Annotated in this window: 15 protein-coding genes and 1 pseudogene; 4 read left to right on the top strand and 12 right to left on the bottom strand. The window is 67.7% G+C overall.

Annotation, left to right across the window (positions count from 1 at the left end; translation table 11 throughout):
* The first annotated feature begins 12 nt into the window (after window positions 1-12).
* Complete coding sequence (locus ABIB51_RS11775; protein ID WP_354188154.1) at window positions 13-312, top strand: type II toxin-antitoxin system VapB family antitoxin; 300 nt, start codon at window positions 13-15, stop codon at window positions 310-312.
* Window positions 305-964, top strand: a pseudogene (locus ABIB51_RS11780) (LytR C-terminal domain-containing protein); the annotation flags it as partial. The gene ABIB51_RS11775 and the pseudogene ABIB51_RS11780, both read left to right, overlap by 8 nt.
* A 14-nt stretch (window positions 965-978) precedes the next feature.
* On the opposite strand, the gene ABIB51_RS11785 reads toward ABIB51_RS11780, so the two are convergent.
* The 11 genes from ABIB51_RS11785 to ABIB51_RS11835 form a co-directional block, all read right to left on the bottom strand.
* Window positions 979-1,617: a TetR/AcrR family transcriptional regulator gene (locus ABIB51_RS11785; RefSeq protein ID WP_354188156.1), complete on the bottom strand. Its 639-nt coding sequence runs from the start codon at window positions 1,615-1,617 to the stop codon at window positions 979-981.
* A gap of 43 nt (window positions 1,618-1,660) precedes the next feature.
* The gene (locus ABIB51_RS11790) at window positions 1,661-2,365 is read right to left on the bottom strand and encodes a DsbA family oxidoreductase (RefSeq protein ID WP_354188158.1); all 705 of its coding nucleotides are present in this window, start codon (window positions 2,363-2,365) and stop codon (window positions 1,661-1,663) included.
* A 90-nt stretch (window positions 2,366-2,455) separates the two neighbouring features.
* Window positions 2,456-2,992, bottom strand: a complete 537-nt coding sequence (locus ABIB51_RS11795) for a GNAT family N-acetyltransferase (RefSeq protein ID WP_354188160.1) — start codon at window positions 2,990-2,992, stop codon at window positions 2,456-2,458.
* A gap of 30 nt (window positions 2,993-3,022) precedes the next feature.
* Entirely contained in the window at window positions 3,023-3,913 is an 891-nt protein-coding gene (locus ABIB51_RS11800) for a TolB family protein (protein WP_354188162.1), read from the bottom strand.
* Window positions 3,914-3,933: 20 nt separating this feature from the next.
* A complete protein-coding gene (locus ABIB51_RS11805) occupies window positions 3,934-4,929 on the bottom strand; it encodes a sugar phosphate isomerase/epimerase family protein (RefSeq protein WP_354188163.1) in 996 nt (331 codons plus the stop codon).
* A 1-nt stretch (window position 4,930) separates the two neighbouring features.
* Window positions 4,931-6,088: a Gfo/Idh/MocA family protein gene (locus tag ABIB51_RS11810; RefSeq protein WP_354188323.1), complete on the bottom strand. Its 1,158-nt coding sequence runs from the start codon at window positions 6,086-6,088 to the stop codon at window positions 4,931-4,933.
* A 160-nt stretch (window positions 6,089-6,248) separates the two neighbouring features.
* Window positions 6,249-7,088, bottom strand: coding sequence for a carbohydrate ABC transporter permease (locus ABIB51_RS11815; protein ID WP_354188164.1), 840 nt, complete (start codon window positions 7,086-7,088; stop codon window positions 6,249-6,251).
* A complete protein-coding gene (locus tag ABIB51_RS11820; protein ID WP_354188166.1) occupies window positions 7,081-8,091 on the bottom strand; it encodes a carbohydrate ABC transporter permease in 1,011 nt (336 codons plus the stop codon). Before ABIB51_RS11820 ends, ABIB51_RS11815 begins: the two co-directional genes overlap by 8 nt.
* A gap of 57 nt (window positions 8,092-8,148) precedes the next feature.
* On the bottom strand, window positions 8,149-9,471 hold the full coding sequence (locus ABIB51_RS11825; RefSeq protein WP_354188168.1) for an ABC transporter substrate-binding protein: 1,323 nt from the start codon (window positions 9,469-9,471) through the stop codon (window positions 8,149-8,151).
* 58 nt (window positions 9,472-9,529) lie between these two features.
* The gene (locus ABIB51_RS11830) at window positions 9,530-10,672 is read right to left on the bottom strand and encodes a Gfo/Idh/MocA family protein (RefSeq protein WP_354188170.1); all 1,143 of its coding nucleotides are present in this window, start codon (window positions 10,670-10,672) and stop codon (window positions 9,530-9,532) included.
* On the bottom strand, window positions 10,669-11,409 hold the full coding sequence (locus tag ABIB51_RS11835; protein WP_354188172.1) for a sugar phosphate isomerase/epimerase family protein: 741 nt from the start codon (window positions 11,407-11,409) through the stop codon (window positions 10,669-10,671). Before ABIB51_RS11835 ends, ABIB51_RS11830 begins: the two co-directional genes overlap by 4 nt.
* A 206-nt stretch (window positions 11,410-11,615) precedes the next feature.
* Between ABIB51_RS11835 and ABIB51_RS11840 the strand changes: the two genes are divergently transcribed.
* Complete coding sequence (locus ABIB51_RS11840) at window positions 11,616-12,827, top strand: ROK family transcriptional regulator (protein ID WP_354188174.1); 1,212 nt, start codon at window positions 11,616-11,618, stop codon at window positions 12,825-12,827.
* 108 nt (window positions 12,828-12,935) lie between these two features.
* Entirely contained in the window at window positions 12,936-14,117 is a 1,182-nt protein-coding gene (locus ABIB51_RS11845; protein ID WP_354188175.1) for an MFS transporter, read from the top strand.
* A 180-nt stretch (window positions 14,118-14,297) separates the two neighbouring features.
* On the opposite strand, the gene aceB is transcribed toward ABIB51_RS11845, so the two are convergent.
* Window positions 14,298-15,962: a malate synthase A gene (gene aceB / locus ABIB51_RS11850; RefSeq protein WP_354188177.1), complete on the bottom strand. Its 1,665-nt coding sequence runs from the start codon at window positions 15,960-15,962 to the stop codon at window positions 14,298-14,300.
* Window positions 15,963-16,020 lie beyond the last annotated feature (58 nt).

The following is a 16,020-nucleotide window of genomic DNA, read 5'->3' on the forward strand; positions in this document are numbered from 1 at the left end:
TAGGCTGGCAGGGTGATATTTAAAGCTGTGGGCGAGGGACGCCCTTACCCCGACCATGGTTTCAACACGCCCAAGGACTGGGCGGCACTGCCGCCGCGCCCGGTCCGCCTGGATGAGCTCGTGACCACCAAACGGACGCTGGACCTCGAAGCCCTGCTGGCCGAGGATTCAACGTTCTTCGGCGATCTGTTTCCGCACGTCGTTGAGTTCAAGGGTGTCTTGTATCTGGAGGACGGCCTCCACCGGGCCGTGCGCACTGCGCTGCACCAGCGCACGGCGATACACGCGCGCGTGCTGGTGATCCATGGCTAGAAAGCCGAAGGACTTCACCGTCCTGCACGGGCACCAGGTCATCACGGGTTCCGATCTCCGGGCCACCTTCGTTGAACAGGACGAGACGCAGGAGAAGCCAGTCCGCCTGCGCCGGCGCATTCTGCATGGCGTCGTCCTGTTGGTGCTGGTCGGCCTCATCGCCGCGGCGATTGTGGTGGCTCTGGCGATCATGAACGGCCAGATCAAGCTGCCGACGGCGGAGCGCAGCCGCGCTGCCACGTCCCTGTGCCCCGTGGCCACACATGATTACATGGCCCCGGAAAAGATCAACCTGAACGTCTTTAACTCCACGAGCCGTCCCGGCCTCGCGCGGAGCGTTGCGGACGAACTGGCCGCCCGCAAATTCGTGGTGGGGGCGGTGGGCAACACCATGTCGAGCTACCGCGGCGTCGCCCTGGTGGTCTCCGGCGCCGCGGGACAGTCGGCCGCGTTCACTGTCCAGCGAAACCTGCCGGGCTCGGACTATTTGCAGGACAGCCGCCCGGACCCGAGCGTCGACCTCATCCTCACCGGCGACTACAAGGAACTGGCCAAGCCCGAACGCGTGGATCAGACCCCGGGTTTGCTCAGCTGCCCGCGGGAGGACCGCAGGATTGTCGACGACGACGACCTGCCGGTCACGCCCGCCGCGCTGCCGCCGACGGGCTACGCGTTGACGCGGGCCGGCCGGCCGTCGGTGTCGAACCTTGCCCCGGCGCCCAGCTGGATAAACCGCACAGTCCGGGCAATCCGTGCCTCGGCGTCGGAGTCCTGGCCCGCGCCGTCGCCGCGGGCAGCGCTGGAGGAGAGCGTGCCGTGGATGAGCTGCGCGAGCTGGGCGACGTCCGCCTCGGGCAGGTAGCGCTGGGCCATCCCGCCGCGCAATATCCCCTGCAGCAGCACGCTGAGCTCGCCCACATGGACCGCCAGCTTCGCGAAGGACCCCGGCGACAGCACCGCTCCCATGGCCGGACCCGGCGGCAGGTGCCGCCGGCTGAGGTCCTCCACTTGGGCGCGCACATAAAGGGCCAGCCGCTCCACTGGATTGTCGAGCGAGTCCAGCGATTCCCGGAGGCCAACGAGGAACCGCTCGGTCTCGTCCAGGGCGTAGGCGATCAGGAGTTCTTCGATGTCCGCGTAGTAGTTGTAGACGGCTGTCCGTCCGATCCGCGCGTGCCGGGCCACATCCGTCATGGTCAGACCGGGGAGCCCGTGCGTAAACAGCAGCTCCCCGAAGGCGGTCAGGATGCGGTGTTGGGTCTCGGCGCGTTGGGCGGCGTTGCTCGCGGCCGAAATCCTGGGCATACGGACACTTTAGCGCGTTCTGTCAGCAAACTGCTGCACGATGTCAGACGGCGCAGCCGTCCGGACCGCAGGCATCCCCGGTGTCCGCGGCGGCGTTGACCATAACGAGCGGGTTGCTTTCCTGCCAGGCCTGTTCGAGGGCCGCGGTGAACGTCTCGGCCGGCTGGGCGCCGGAGAGCCCGAACTTCCGGTCGATCACGAAAAACGGGACACCGTTGATACCCAGGGCGCGGCCTTCCTCGAAGTCCAGCCTGACGTCGTCGGCGTACTTGTCGGTGCTGAACAGCTCGGCCACTTCCGCCGCGTCGATGCCGAGGTCAAGCCCCAGGGACGTGAGGTAGTCCTCGCTGCCGATGTCCTTGCCGTGCTCGAAGTGGTCGCTGAGCAGCCGTTCCTTCGCGGCGTCCTGCTGGCCGTGGCCGGCGGCGAGGTGGATCAGGCGGTGGGCGGTAAAGCTGTTGGCGACGACGACGTCGTCGAACCGGTAGTTGAGGCCCTCACCCTTGGCCTGGGCGGCCACGTGCTCGAACATTCCGGTAACCTGGGCCGGTGCCATGCCTTTGCGCGTGCTCAGGTAGTCCAGCTCCGTGCCGTCATAGTGTTCCGGGAGGCCGGGGTCCAGCTGGTAGCTGCGCCACTGCACCTCCACCGCGTCGCGGTGCGGGAAGGCGGCCAGGGCGGTCTCAAAGCGGCGCTTGCCGATGTAGCACCAGGGGCAGGCCACGTCGGACCAGATCTCAATCTTCATGCTGGCAACAACTGCCCCGGCGGCGGCCGCATTCCCTTCAGGGGCTGTCGGGTTGGTCACGGTGCAGCAGCCGGCCCGGCGGGACGCCGCTCAGGGCCGGACCGGGCGCTCCATCACGAAGTCGTGTTCCACCGTGTTGCCGAGCGTGAAGGATTTGGTGCCGACCTGGCGGAAGCCTGATTTCCGGTAGAACCGGATGGCGCGGGCGTTCTGGCTGTTTACGCCCAGCCACAGTCCGCGGGCGCCGGCAGCCGCGGCCGCTTCGATGCTGGCGTGCATCAGTTCGGCCGCGGCGCCGAGGCCGTGGTGGTCCGGGTGGACGTAGCACTTGCTCAGCTCGGTGCATGGCAGCTCCGTCAGGACGTCCGCCACGTCGGTGTCCTGGGCTGGGCGGGCCACGAGCAGGCTGTAGCCGCGCAGCTCCCCGCCGGCGTCGATCACCAGGACGGTGACGTCGGGGTCCGCGAGGTACGCGCGGAAGTGGTGCTCGCTGAGGGTGTTGGCCAGGTGCGCCGCGATGTCTTCCGGCCGGGATTCCGGCGGGCACGCCAGCGGAAAGGTGACGGCGGCGAGCCCGGCCAGCCTGCCGGCGTCGTCCGTGGTTGCGATCCGGATCAGGTGCGTCATAGCTACAACCCTAGCCCCCGGGGCGCAGGCTCAGCCGACCGGGTAGGCGACGCAGGCGAACCGCGTCGAGTCCGGGGACCAGCTGTTGACGTTGAGCGTTCCCTGGCCGCCGAACAGGGACCAGGAGTGCAGCGGCGTGCTCCAGTCCTGCACGGAGACGGTGACAATTTTGACCGGCAGGTCGGCCGGGTGGCCGACGGTTCCCGGCGGGAACTCCAAATAGCTGGCAAGCGCGCCGTCGGGGGAGAGATGCGGGAACCAGTCGACCGTTCCGCTGTCGGTCAGGCGTTCGGGCGTGCCTCCGCCCGGGCGGACGCGGGCGATCTGCGCATGGCCCGGCCGGCTCGTGAAGGCCTCGGTGTTGAAGTAGAGCCAGCGGCCGTCGGGTGAGTATTCCGGTCCGTCGCTGTGCCCGCGGCCGGTATCGACCGACGCCGGCGGTCCCCCGTCTACCGGCATCGTCATGATCCGGCCGGGCGCCGAGAAATTGCCGGCCTCGATCCCGACGTAGGCCAGTTGCTTCCCGTCGGGGCTCACGCCGTGAAGGAAGTGGAAGAACCCGTCCTCTGCCGTGATCCGGGTGGCCGGGCCACCGGCAAGCCCGGCCTCGTAGATGTGCCCGTCATTGGCCGACACGTAGATCCGGGTGCCGGTAGGCCCGAGGACGTGATCGTTGTTGAGATCGGGCAGGCCGGTGATGGGCAGCCTGTCGAGCGAGCCGGTGCCGAGGTCCAGTGTCCACAGGGCACCGGACCCGTTGAGGACAAGCGCCGCATTGCCGGGGGTCCAGTTCGGCGCTTCGAGGAGCAATTCGCCGGAGGCGAAGACGAGTTCGCGTGAACCATCCGTAATGGATCCGACCCAGACCTCGCACCGCTGGCCGGGCACCAGGACCCGAGGGCCGGCTGGTCCTTCCGCCACGCCGCCTCCCTCCACGCCGGCTACTGCTTGAAGGCGGCGTCGAAGGAGGTGTTCGAGGCCGGGAAGTCGAACTTCTTCAGTGCGGCGAGGGCCTCGGGGGCGCCGTGGAGCCGGTCCATGCCGGCGTCCTCCCACTCGATCGAGATCGGGCCGGCGTAGCCGATGGCGGTGAGGGCGCGGAAGGACGATTCCCAGGGGACGTCGCCGCGGCCGGCGGAGACGAAGTCCCAGCCCCGGCGCGGGTCGCCCCACGGCAGGTGCGAGCCCATCACGGTGTTGCGTCCGGTGGGCCGCAGCTTCGTGTCCTTGCAGTCCACGTGGTAGATCCGGTCCTTGAAGTCCCAGATGAAGGAGACGGGGTCGATGCCCTGCCACATGAAGTGTGACGGGTCCCAGTTCAGCCCGAACGCTTCGCGGTGGCCGATCGCTTCCAGCGTGCGGACGGTGGTCCAGTAGTCGTAGGCGATCTCGGAGGGGTGGACCTCGTGGGCGAAGCGGACGCCGCATTCGTCGAAGACGTCCAGGATGGGGTTCCAGCGGTCCGCGAAGTCCTGGTAGCCGGCCTCGATGACCTTCTCGGGCACGGGCGGGAACATCGCGACGTACTGCCAGATCGAGGAGCCGGTGAACCCGACGACGGTGTCCACGCCGAGTGCCTTGGCGAGCCGGGCGGTGTGCTTCATTTCCTCGGCGGCGCGCTGCCGGACGCCTTCGGCGTCGCCGTCGCCCCATACCCTGGCCCCGACGATGGCTTCGTGCCGGAAGTCGATCGGGTCATCGCAGACGGCCTGGCCCTTGAGGTGGTTCGAGATGGCCCAGACCTTGAGGTTGTACTTCTGAAGCACGGCGAGCTTGGACTCGACATAGCCGGGCTCGTCCCAGCGCCAGGCGTCCAGATGGTCGCCGGAGACGGCGATTTCCAGTCCGTCGTAGCCCCAGCCGGAGGCGAGGCGCGCGACCTCCTCGAACGGGAGGTCGGCCCACTGGCCGGTGAACAATGTGTACGGGCGGGGCATGTCAGGCTCCTTGTGTGTGGTCGGTCGGGGCATTTGCCGGGGCGGAGGGGCCGCCGGCCAGCAGGATGATGGAGCTCTTGGCTGCGGCGCTTTCCTCCACGGCGGCCAGGATCCGCTGCACGGCCAGGCCGTCCTCGAACGACGGCGAAGGTGCGGTCCCGCCGTCGATGGCCACGAGGAAGTCGCGGATCTCGTGCGTGAACGTGTGTTCCCACCCGATCACATGCCCCTGCGGCCACCATGCTTCAAGATACGGGTGCTCGGGTTCGTTGACGAGGATCCGGCGGAAACCCTGCTCGCGGACCGGGAGCGTGGCGTCCAGGAAGCCGAGCTCGTTGAGGTCCTCCAGATCGAACAACAGCGAACCCTTGTCCCCGTAAATTTCCAGTTTCAGCGAGTTCTTCCGGCCCGTGGCGACCCGGGAGACCTCCACCGAGGCGACGGCCCCGGAGGCGAGCGCGAGCGTGGCCCAGGCGGCGTCGTCGACCGTCACTTCCTCCAGTCCGGCAGCGCCGGGGCGGTGCGTCGTGAACGTGTGCGTCCGGCCGGAGACCTCGGTGACCTGGTCCCCGAGCAGGAACAGCACCTGGTCGATCGCGTGGCTGGCGATATCGCCGAGGGCCCCGGATCCGGCGGTGTCCTTGTTCAGCCGCCAGGTCATCGGGGACCCGGGGTCCGTGAGCCAGTCCTGCAGGTAGGCCGCCCGGACGTGCCGGATGGTCCCCAGCCGGCCCTCGGTAACCAGTTCCTTCGCGAGGGCCAGGGCCGGGATGCGGCGGTAGTTGAAGCCGATCATGGACTGGACGCCCGCGGCCTGCGCGGTGCGGGCGGCGGCCGCCATCGCCTCGGCCTCGGCCATGGTGTTGGCCAGCGGCTTCTCCACCAGCACGTGTTTGCCGGCGGCCAGTGCCGCGATCGCGATTTCCGCGTGCAGGAAGCCCGGGGCGCAGATGTCCACGATCTGGATGTCGTCCCGGGCGATCACCGCGCGCCAGTCGGTGGCGGACTCCGCCCAGCCGTACTTCGCGGCCGCCGAGGCGGCGCCTTCCGCGTCGCGTCCGACGATGACCCGCTGCTCGAACGCCGGGACGTCGAAGTAGCTGGCCACGTTGCGCCACGCGTTCGAGTGGGCCTTGCCCATAAAGGCGTAGCCGATCATTGCCACCCCCAGCCGGGGGTGGGAGCCCGGCGGGGTGTCTGCGGTGATGCCGGCCTGGGCCGTTGGCGTGTGCGCCGTGTTCATGTGGTGCTCCTCAAACTATGGTGGGCTGGCCGCGTCACGGCGCTTGATTGGCCGGCCCGGGCGATGGTGCCGGCGGCTACTTCACGGCGCCGGCGGACAGTCCCGCGACGAGGTGCTTCTGGACCAGGATGAAGCCGATCAGCACGGGCAGGCTGACCACCACGGAGGCGGCCATGAGCTGGTTCCAGAACACGTCCGATTCGCTGGCGTAGGACTTGAGCCCCAGGGACAGGGTCTTGGTGGCCTCGTTGGTCAGGACCGAGGCGAACAGGACCTCTCCCCAGGCGGATATGAAGGAGTACACCGCCACCGCGATGATGCCCGGCTTCGCCACCGGCAGGATCACCCGGAACAGGGCGCCCATCCGGCCGGTGCCGTCGATCATCGAGGCCTCTTCGAGTTCCTTGGGGATGGCGGCGAAGTATCCGGTCAGCATCCAGATCGCGAACGGGAGCGTGAACGTCATGTAGGTGATGATCAGACCGAAGTAGGAACCTTGGAGCTGCAACCCGGTGATGTTCCGGATCTGGGTGAAGATCAGGTACAGGGGCAGCAGGAACAGGATGCCCGGGAACATCTGGGTGGACAGCACCGTCAGGCTGAAAGCGCGCCGGCCCCGGAACTGGAGCCGGGCGACGGCGTACGCGGCCAGGACGGCGACGGTCACCGAACAGATGGTGGCGGCCACGGTGATGATGAGGCTGTTCTGGAAGTACTTGGCCAGCGGCACCGTGGTCCAGATGTCGAAGTACGGTGCGGCGGTGATCTCGTCCGGGATCCACTGGAACAATCCGGAGACGTCCTTGAGCGGCTTGAGCGAGGTGGACACCACGACGTAGAGCGGGACGGCCACCCAGAGGGACAGGATGGTCAGGACGATGTTGCGCAGAATGCGGAAGTTGCGGGTCTCAATCATTGTCGGCCCCCTTGGGCAGCACCATGCGGATGTAGAAGATTGACGCGATGAACAGGGCGATCAGGAGCAGCACGCTCATGGCGCCGCCCAGGCCGAAGTTCCAGCTGCCGAAGGAGTTCTGGTAGATCAGTGGCGAGACCAGCGTGGCTTCCTTCGGGGAGGCTGCGCCGAAGAGCACAAACGGGATATTGAACTGGTTGAAGGTCCAGAGCGACATCACCAGCAGCAGCACCCCGTTGGCGGGCCGGACCATCGGGAGGGTGATGGTGCGGAACTGCTGCCAGAGCGAGGCGCCGTCGATCGCCGCGGCCTCGTAGATATCGGTGGGGACGTTCTGCAGGGCTGCCATCAGCATCAGGAACGCAAAGGGCCAGAGCTGCCAGATGTTCACCACAATCATGGCGCCGAAGGAGTTCTGGCCCAGGAGCCAGAAGGGGCGGTCGTCGCCGAAGAGGTGGAAGGTGTCCACCAGGATCTGGTTCACGGCGCCGTCGCGCTGGTTGAACATGAATGCCCAGGCGATGGTGCCCACATAGGCGGGCAGGGCGTAGGGAACCAGGAAGAAGGTCCGCAGGATGGCGCGGCCTTTGAAATTGGAGGAGAGGAACACCGCTCCCGCCATGCCCAGGACCCAGGAGAAGCCGACGACGGTGACGGTGTACAGCAGGGTCCGGCCGACGGTGCTGAAAAACGCCTGGCCGATGGTGCTCTCGGGGTTCAGGCCGTTGACGAAGTTCTGCAGGCCCACAAACGGGGCGTTGAGCCAGTTGGTCAGGTTCCGCTGGGTGAGCGAGATGAAGGCTATCCAGACGCCCAGCACCATCGGGCCGATGTGGATCAGCAGTTCGAGCAGGGCGGCCGGCAGGACGAGGCCGTAGGGAAGGAAGGACTTTTTCTTCTTGCGGACCGGCGGGGCGGCCGCGGCGGGTGGGGCGGGAACGGGTTTCGGGGCGGGGTCGCCCCCGGGGGCGGCGGTGCCGCTGTCCAATGCTGAGTGGGTCATGGAAAGCTCCTCGGCCAGGGGTGCGGGGGCGTGGCCCCCGCACCCTCTCAGGCATTGTTACTGGGCCGCAGCCATCTGGTTGTTGGCGTCCTTGAGGGCCGCCTGGACGTCGGCCTCGCTGACAGTTCCGGTGGCCGCCTTGGCAAAGAGGCTCTTGATGGCCGTACCGGTGAGGGTTTCCATCTGCCCCTCCTTCGCGATCAGCGGCATCGGCAGGGCGTGGTTGGCCAGAGCGTCGTTCTTGAGCTTGACCTCCTCGGTCTGGAATGCCGCGTCCGAGGAGACGCTGGAAACCACGGGCAGGGAGCGGTAGGCCTTGTTCAACGCGGCCTGTTCGGCGTCGTTGGTGAGCCAGCCGGCCAGCTTGATCGCGTTTTCCTTGTTCTTGGAATTCTTGAACACGCTGAGGTTGATGCCGGCGACGTGGCTCTGCGTTCCTTCGGGGCCGCTCGCGCCGGCGGCCATCATCGGGACCGGGGCGACGGCCCAGTCCGTGAAGCCGCGGGCGTCGAAGTTCTTGACCGGGCTCTGGTCGAACATCATGGCGGCCTTGCCATTGATCAGGTTGTCGACCTTCTGGGCGCCGTCCGAAACTTCAGCGTCCGACGGCGACATCACCTTGTCGGTGGCCATCAGGTCGACCCACTGCTTGACGCCCTTGACCTGGGCTGCGCTGTCGAAGGTCGGCTTGCCGTCCTGGTCGAAGAGCGAACCGCCGTTCTGCAGCCCGCGGACGAAGGCCTGGTGCGAGTTGGCCGAGACCGAAGCACCCGCGGCGGTGAAGCCCCACTGGTCCGGTTTGCCGTCGCCGTTGGTGTCCTTGGTCAGCTTCTTGGCGTCCGCGACGAACTCATCCCAGGTGGCCGGCGGCTTCTCGATGCCGGCTTCCTTGAACATCTTCGGGTTGTAGTACATGTTGTACGCGAGCCCGTACAGCGGGACCGATGTCGGGGTCTTGCCGTCGGCGCCGCCGGTGGACCAGCTGGTCTTCAGGAAGCGGTCCTTGCCGCCGACAGCCTCGAGCAGGGGGCCTTCCACCGGCTCGAACGCGCCGGTCTCCTGCAACGTGACGGCCCAGGTGTTGCCGATGTTCAGGACGTCGGGGCCGTCGCCGCTCGTGACGGCGGTGAGGATGCGGTTGTACAGATCGTTCCAGCCGATCACCTCGAGCTGGACCTTGACGCCGGTCTTCTCGGTGAACCGGTCGAGGCTGGGCTTGAGCTTGGCCGCGGTGTCCTCAAGGCTGTTGCCCTGGTTGGAGGCCCAGTAGGTGATGGTGTCGCTGGAGGCCTGGCTGCTGCCGCCGCCGCACGCGGTCATGCTGAATGCCAGGGTTGCCGTGGCGGCCAGGGCGGACAGGACTCTCAGGGGTTTTTTCATGGTTGCTCCGGGTTTCTCGTCGTCGAGCTGGGGCTGATTTAGGGGTCGAGCTGAACTGCTAGGCGGAGAGCGTGGCCGCGGTGGGGTCCCAGTCCTCGGGGAGGGCAGGTACCCGGGCGGCGGAGCTTTCGACGTCCACGAAGGCGCGGGTGTCGATCGACTCGGAGATGGAGGCCATGGTGTCGAGGATGTGGAACGCCAGTTCGCCCTGGGCCCGGTGCGGCCGGCCAGCGCGGATGGCACGGGCCATTTCGAGCACGCCGGCGCCGCGGCTGGCGGTGGAGCCGACGGACGGGACGACGGTCCAGTCCTCGGAGCCCAGTGCGCAGATCCGGATGTCGCCGTCGAAGTTGTTCGGGTCCGGCAGCGCGATCGTGGCGTCGGAGCCGGTGATCTCCACGAAGCCGGCGCGCTTGAACGGCGAATCGAAGCTGAAGATGCTCTGGCCGGATTCGCCGCCTTCGAACTCCAGGATGGAGCTGACGTGCGTCGGGACGGTGACGGCGAATTCCTCGCCGGCCTTCGGCCCGGACCCGATCACACGGGTTTGGCGGGACTTGGAGCCGAACGCCGCCACCCGGCGGACGCTGCCGAAGGTCTGGACGAGGGTGGTGAGGTAGTACGGGCCGATGTCGAACAGCGGGCCGGCGCCGTCCTGGAACAGGAACGCGGGGTTCGGGTGCCAGGATTCCGGGCCGGGGGACTGCATCAGGGTCAGGGCGGTCAATGGGGTGCCGATGTCGCCGCGTTCGATCATCCGGCGGGCGGTCTGCAGACCGGCGCCGAGGAAGGTGTCCGGGGCGCAGCCGAGCCGGACTCCGGCGGCGTCGGCTGCCTTGAGCAGCCCCCGGCCGCTTTCGCGGTCCAGGGAGAAAGGCTTCTCGCTCCAGACGTGCTTGCCGGCGTGGACGGCCCGGGTGGCCACCTCGACGTGGGCTGCGGGGATGGTCAGGTTGATGACGATCTCGACGTCGGGATTGCCGAGCACGGCGTCGACGCCGCCGTGGTGTTCAATCCCGTATTCAGCGGCGCGGGCGGCGGCTGCCTCCTCGAAGAGGTCTCCGATGGCGACGGCCCTGACGTCCGGGAAGCTCGTGAGGTTGTCCAGGTACTGCTTGCTGATGACGCCGGCGCCGATGATGCCGACGCCGACGGGGCCCGATCCGAGCGGGCCGAACGCGGCTCCTGCGGCGTGGCTCATGCGGAAACCTTCCCGGCGCTGAGGTAGTTGTAGCTGTCCCGGACGGCGTCGAACATGTCGCCCTGGAAGTCGTCGAGTTCGACCACGCCGGCTTCCAGCGAGCCTGCCGCGTCCAGCACGTCCCAGATCGGCATCTTGCCGTCACCCACGGCGAGCTGGCTGGAGGGATCCGAGGTGACCGGGCCGTCTTTGATGTGGATGAATTTGACCCGGTCGCCGAGCCGGGCGAGGAGCTCGGCAGGGTTTTGCCCGCCGACGGCCGCCCAGTAGGTGTCCAGTTCCAGGACAACCTCGGGGTCCAGGTGGTCTGCGAGGTGCTCCAGGGCGGTCTTGCCGTCAATCACGGACTGAACTTCCCACCAGTGGTTGTGGTAGCCGACGCGGACGCCGTAGCCGGCACCCTTGGCCGCGGCAGCGTTGAGCTGTGCGGCGGTTTCCTTGATGTCCTCTATGGTGTTCCAGCGCTCGATCGGCACGTGCGGATCGATGACGGTGCCGATGCCCAGCTGCTGTGCAGCGGTGAAGATGGCGTCCTGGTCATCGCTGAGCAGGGGAGCGTGGCCGGACGGTGCGGTGAGGTTGTTTTCGGCCATGGCCCGCTTGAGTTCAGCGGCCTTGGCGACGAAACGGTACGGCTCAACCATGGTGAAGCCGATGCCGGCCAGGCGCTGGATGGTTCCAGCGAGATCCTCTTCAAGGGCCTTGCGGACCGTGTAGAGCTGGATCGAGTATGACACTGTCTCTCCTCGTCGTTGGGGGATGAGCTGCTGCCGCCGCACCTGATGCCGTACGAGGAATGGTTCGCAGGTTCATGCAGGGTTGGTGAGCTGACTCACACCCCAAGTTAGAACTACTTTTGTCGAGCGTCAAGCAAAAGTTGAATACAACGTTGCATTCTTTCCGCAGCGTGACACGCATAAGAAGTTCGTGCTATTCCTTACTCATGAGCACGCCCACCGGTACCGACCCCGCAGCCCCCGAGGCCGGCGGCAGCCTGTCCCGCGCCGGCGACCTCTTCCAGCTGCTGCGCGACGGCAAAGCCCGGACCCGCGCCGAACTGGCCCTGACCACGGGCCTGGCCCGCTCCACCGTCGCGTCACGCATCGACGCGCTGATGCTCTCCGGACTGGTCGGCCCCGCCGGCGAGGCCAGCTCCAGCGGCGGCAGGCCGCCGTCGCGCTTCGCCTTCAACCCGGCGGCGCGTTCCGTCCTCGCCGTCGACGTCGGCGCCACCCACGTCATCATCGCCGTGACCGACCTCAGCGGAAAAGTCCTCGCCGAACGCCGGCTGAAGCAGGACGTCGCGGACGGCCCGGAGACTGTCCTGGACCGTGTGGTGGACGAAGGGCTCAACCTCCTCGGCCAGGCCGGCCGCGACAAAGCGGACCTCGCCGGCATCGGCATCGGCCTGCCCGGACCCGTGGAGCACGCCACCGGCATGCCGGTGAAGCCGCCGATCATGCCAGGCTGGGACGGGTTCGACGTCGTCCGGCACGTCCAGCGCTCACTGCCGGTCCCGGTGCTGGTGGACAACGACGTCAACATCATGGCGCTGGGCGAGCGCACCGCCTACTGGCCCGAACACGAGAATTTCCTCTTCATCAAGGTCGCCACGGGCATCGGCGCCGGCATCATCAGCAGCGGCCAGCTCCAGCGCGGCGCCAACGGCACCGCCGGGGACCTCGGCCACGTCCGGGTGCCCCGCGGCGACGACGTGCTCTGCCGGTGCGGCAACTACGGCTGCCTTGAGGCCCTCGCCTCCGGCCCCGCCGTCGCGCACACGCTCACGCTTCAGGGCCTGCCGGCGGACCACGGCGGCGACGTGCTGCGGCTCGTGGCCGAGGGAAATCTGCAGGCGATCCAGGCGCTGCGCCAGGCCGGCCGGGACCTGGGCGATGTGCTGGCAACGGTGGTCAACCTGCTCAACCCGTCCACGATCGTGCTGGGCGGAAGCCTGGGCCAGGCCGGCGAGCACCTGATGGCCGGGGTCCGCGAGGTGGTTTACCGGCGCTCGCTGCCGCTCGCCACCACGCACCTGCGGATCGGCCTGTCCATGGCGGGGGACCGGGCCGCGATCCTGGGGGCCAGCCAGATGGTCACCCAGTACGTGCTCTCGCCGGCCGTGATCGAGGCGACCCTGCAGGCCACGGGCTGAGCCCGCATCCCCGGAACGTCATATTCCACGGATGCGGCAGTGCCCCGTGATAGCAATGGGACTGATGAAACAGCACTTATTCCGGCCGGCCGGGCAGCGGTCCACTTCATGAGCGACCTGGCCCGGACGCCGCGCGGCTGGCTCCTTATGCTCGCTATTGGCCTCATCGCGCTGAACATGCGCGGCCCGCTGGTGGCCGTGGCCCCGGTGGTCGCACAAATGCGGGACGATCTCGGGTTCACTCCCGTGGAACTGGGATTCCTGACCGGCATCCCGGTCCTCTGCTTTGCCCTGGCCGCGCCGCTGGCATCGCTGGCCGGGCGCAAACTGGGCCCCGAGTTCGCCATCACCCTGACGCTGCTGGGTGTGCTCCTGGGCGTTGTGGTCCGCTCGGCCGGCGGAGGCGCCCTCGTCATGCTGGGCACCGTGATCCTGGGCGTGGCCATCACGATCGGCAATATCGTGGTCCCGCTGATCATCAGGCGGGACTTCACCCCGGCCCGGCAGGGCGCGGCGATGGGCACCTACACCGCGGCGCTCAATATCGGCTCGTTCCTCACCTCCGTGGTGTCCGCGCCGCTGGCCGAACTGCTGGGCTGGCGGGTCGCGATTGCCGCGAGCGGCCTCTTCGCGCTGGCGGCCGCCGCGGTCTGGGCGATCGCAGTGGGCTGGCGGGCCTTCATTCCCGCTGCCGTCCCCGTTGCGGACCCCCGCCCGGCAGGCAAGCTCACATCCCGATGGATCACGGCAGCGCTGACGTTCGCGTTCGCCGGCCAGGCGTTCTCCTACTACGGCCTGACCGCCTGGCTGCCGAGCCTCCTGGCGGACGAACTCGGCATGGCGCCAGCTGCCGCCGGCGCGGGGTCATCGCTGTTCCAGATTCTCGCCATTGTGGGCGGACTGGGCGTCCCGCTCGCGGCCCGTTTCGCCAGCACGACGGCGGTGGGGCTCGCCCTGGGGCTGCTGTGGCTCACGGTACCGGTGGGCCTGCTGCTCGCGCCGGAGCTGTGGTGGCTGTGGTGCTCCTTCGGCGGGGTGGCCCAGGGCGGCGGCATCACACTGATCTTCCTCGCCGTCATCCGGCTGGCCAGGGACCAGACCTCGGCCGCCCGGATGTCCGCCGTCGTCCAGGGCACGGGGTACTCCTTCGGGGCGGTGGCGCCTACACTCCTGGGCTACGTCCACGGCGTGTCCGGGGCTTGGACCGGACCCCTGCTGATGATTCTCTGCTCCGTGGTCGCGTTTATCCTCGGGACGGCACTGTCCCTGCGCCGGGTGCCCAAGGGGTGATTGCACTCGAGATGACAGATAAAGCCTTTGCCCGAAGAACATGGGCTTTAACTGTCATCTCGACGCCGTTGTCGATTGGGTGGAGGTCTTCCGTAGCCGGGCTGCCACCCGGATCTCGGGGTGCCTGTTGCGAAGGGCATGGCAGCCCGGCTAGCGGAATCTTGTGCGGACCCGGGCGCCCTACGCCGGAACCAGTTCGGGGTCCCCGGTGGCGACGTCGCCGCCGTCGCGCGCTTCGTGCAGGAAGCGGTCGTAGGCCGGGAGCGTCAGGAATGCCGGGAACGAGGTGCTGAGTGTAACTTCCTCGAAGATGTCCCGTGCGTCGGCAAAGCGGTCGCCTTCGAAGCGTTCCAGCCTGGCGAACTCCTCGTCCAGCATGTCCTCCACCCACTCACGGGTGATGACCTCGCCCGTGTCCGTGATGGCGCGGGCAAAGATCCACTGCCACAGCTGCGAGCGGGAGATCTCCGCGGTGGCGGCGTCCTCCATCAGGTTGTGGATGGCCACGGCGCCGTTGCCGCGCAGCCAGGACTCGATGTAGCGGATGCCGACCTCGATGTTGTTCCGGATGCCCTGCTCGGTGATGGTGCCCGTGGTGGCGGCGATATCGAGCAGTGCGCGGTCGTCCGGTGTGACGTCTTCCCGGAGGCGGTCCAGCTGGTTCGGGCGCTCGCCGAGAACGCCGTCGAACACCTCACGGCAGACCGGCACCAGGTCCGGGTGCGCCACCCAGGAGCCGTCGAAGCCGTCGGCGGCCTCGCGGGTCTTGTCGGCACGGACCTTCTCGAAGGCAATGGCGTTGGCTTCCTGGTCCTTGCGGTTGGGGACAGCCGCTGCCATCCCGCCGATCGCCATGGCGCCGCGCTTGTGGCAGGCACGGACCAGCTGTTCGGTGTAGGCGCGCATGAACGGCTGCGTCATGGTGACCTGGCCGCGGTCCGGCAGGACGAAGCGGGGGCCGCGGGTGCGGAAGTTCTTGATCAGGGAGAAGATGTAGTCCCAGCGGCCGGCATTCAGCCCGGCGGCGTGGTCGCGCAGTTCGTAGAGGATCTCCTCCATCTCGAACGCGGCCGTGATGGTCTCGATCAGCACCGTGGCGCGGATGGTGCCCTGCGGGATGCCGAGCAGGTCCTGCGCCTGGACGAAGATGTCGTTCCACAGCCGGGCCTCGAGGTGGTTCTCGATCTTCGGCAGGTAGAAGTACGGGCCCTTGCCCTGGGCGATCAGGCGGCGGGCGTTGTGGAAGAAGTGCAGGCCGAAGTCCACGATTCCGCCGGCAATCGGCACGCCGTCGATGAGCATGTGCTTTTCCGGCAGGTGCCAGCCGCGCGGGCGGACCACGATCGTGGGAAGGTCCTCGGCGGCGCGGAGCTTGTATTCCTTGCCCTCGGGAGTGGTGAAGTCGATCCGGCGCTCCAGCGCATCCGTGAGGTTGAGCTGGCCCTGGATGACGTTGCGCCAGGACGGGGTGGAGGAGTCCTCCATGTCCGCGAGCCAGACCCTGGCGCCGGAGTTCAGCGCGTTGATGGTCATCTTCTTGTCCACCGGCCCGGTGATTTCCACGCGGCGGTCCTCCAGGCCCGGAGCCGGGGGAGCGACGCGCCAGTTGGGATCGTTGCGGACGGACTCGGTCTCGCGCAGGAAACGCGGGTCCTGGCCCTTGGAGATCTGCTGGCGGCGTTCCTGCCGGGCCTGCAGCAGCTCCATCCGACGTTCCGACGTGGCCCGGTGCAGCGCGGCCACAAACGCCAGCGCGTCCGGAGTAAGAACCTCGCTCTGCCGGCAGATCGGCTGGGCGGTCAGGGTGATCCCGTTGATAGTGAAGTTGTCAGTGAAGCTGTTCATGGGAGTTGCTCCTTGAATATCCGCCGTTGCCCTATCACTTTTGGTGCCTAAAGGCGGT

The sequence above is a fragment of the Arthrobacter sp. UYCu712 genome (assembly GCF_040547005.1).
GTDB lineage: Bacteria > Actinomycetota > Actinomycetes > Actinomycetales > Micrococcaceae > Arthrobacter.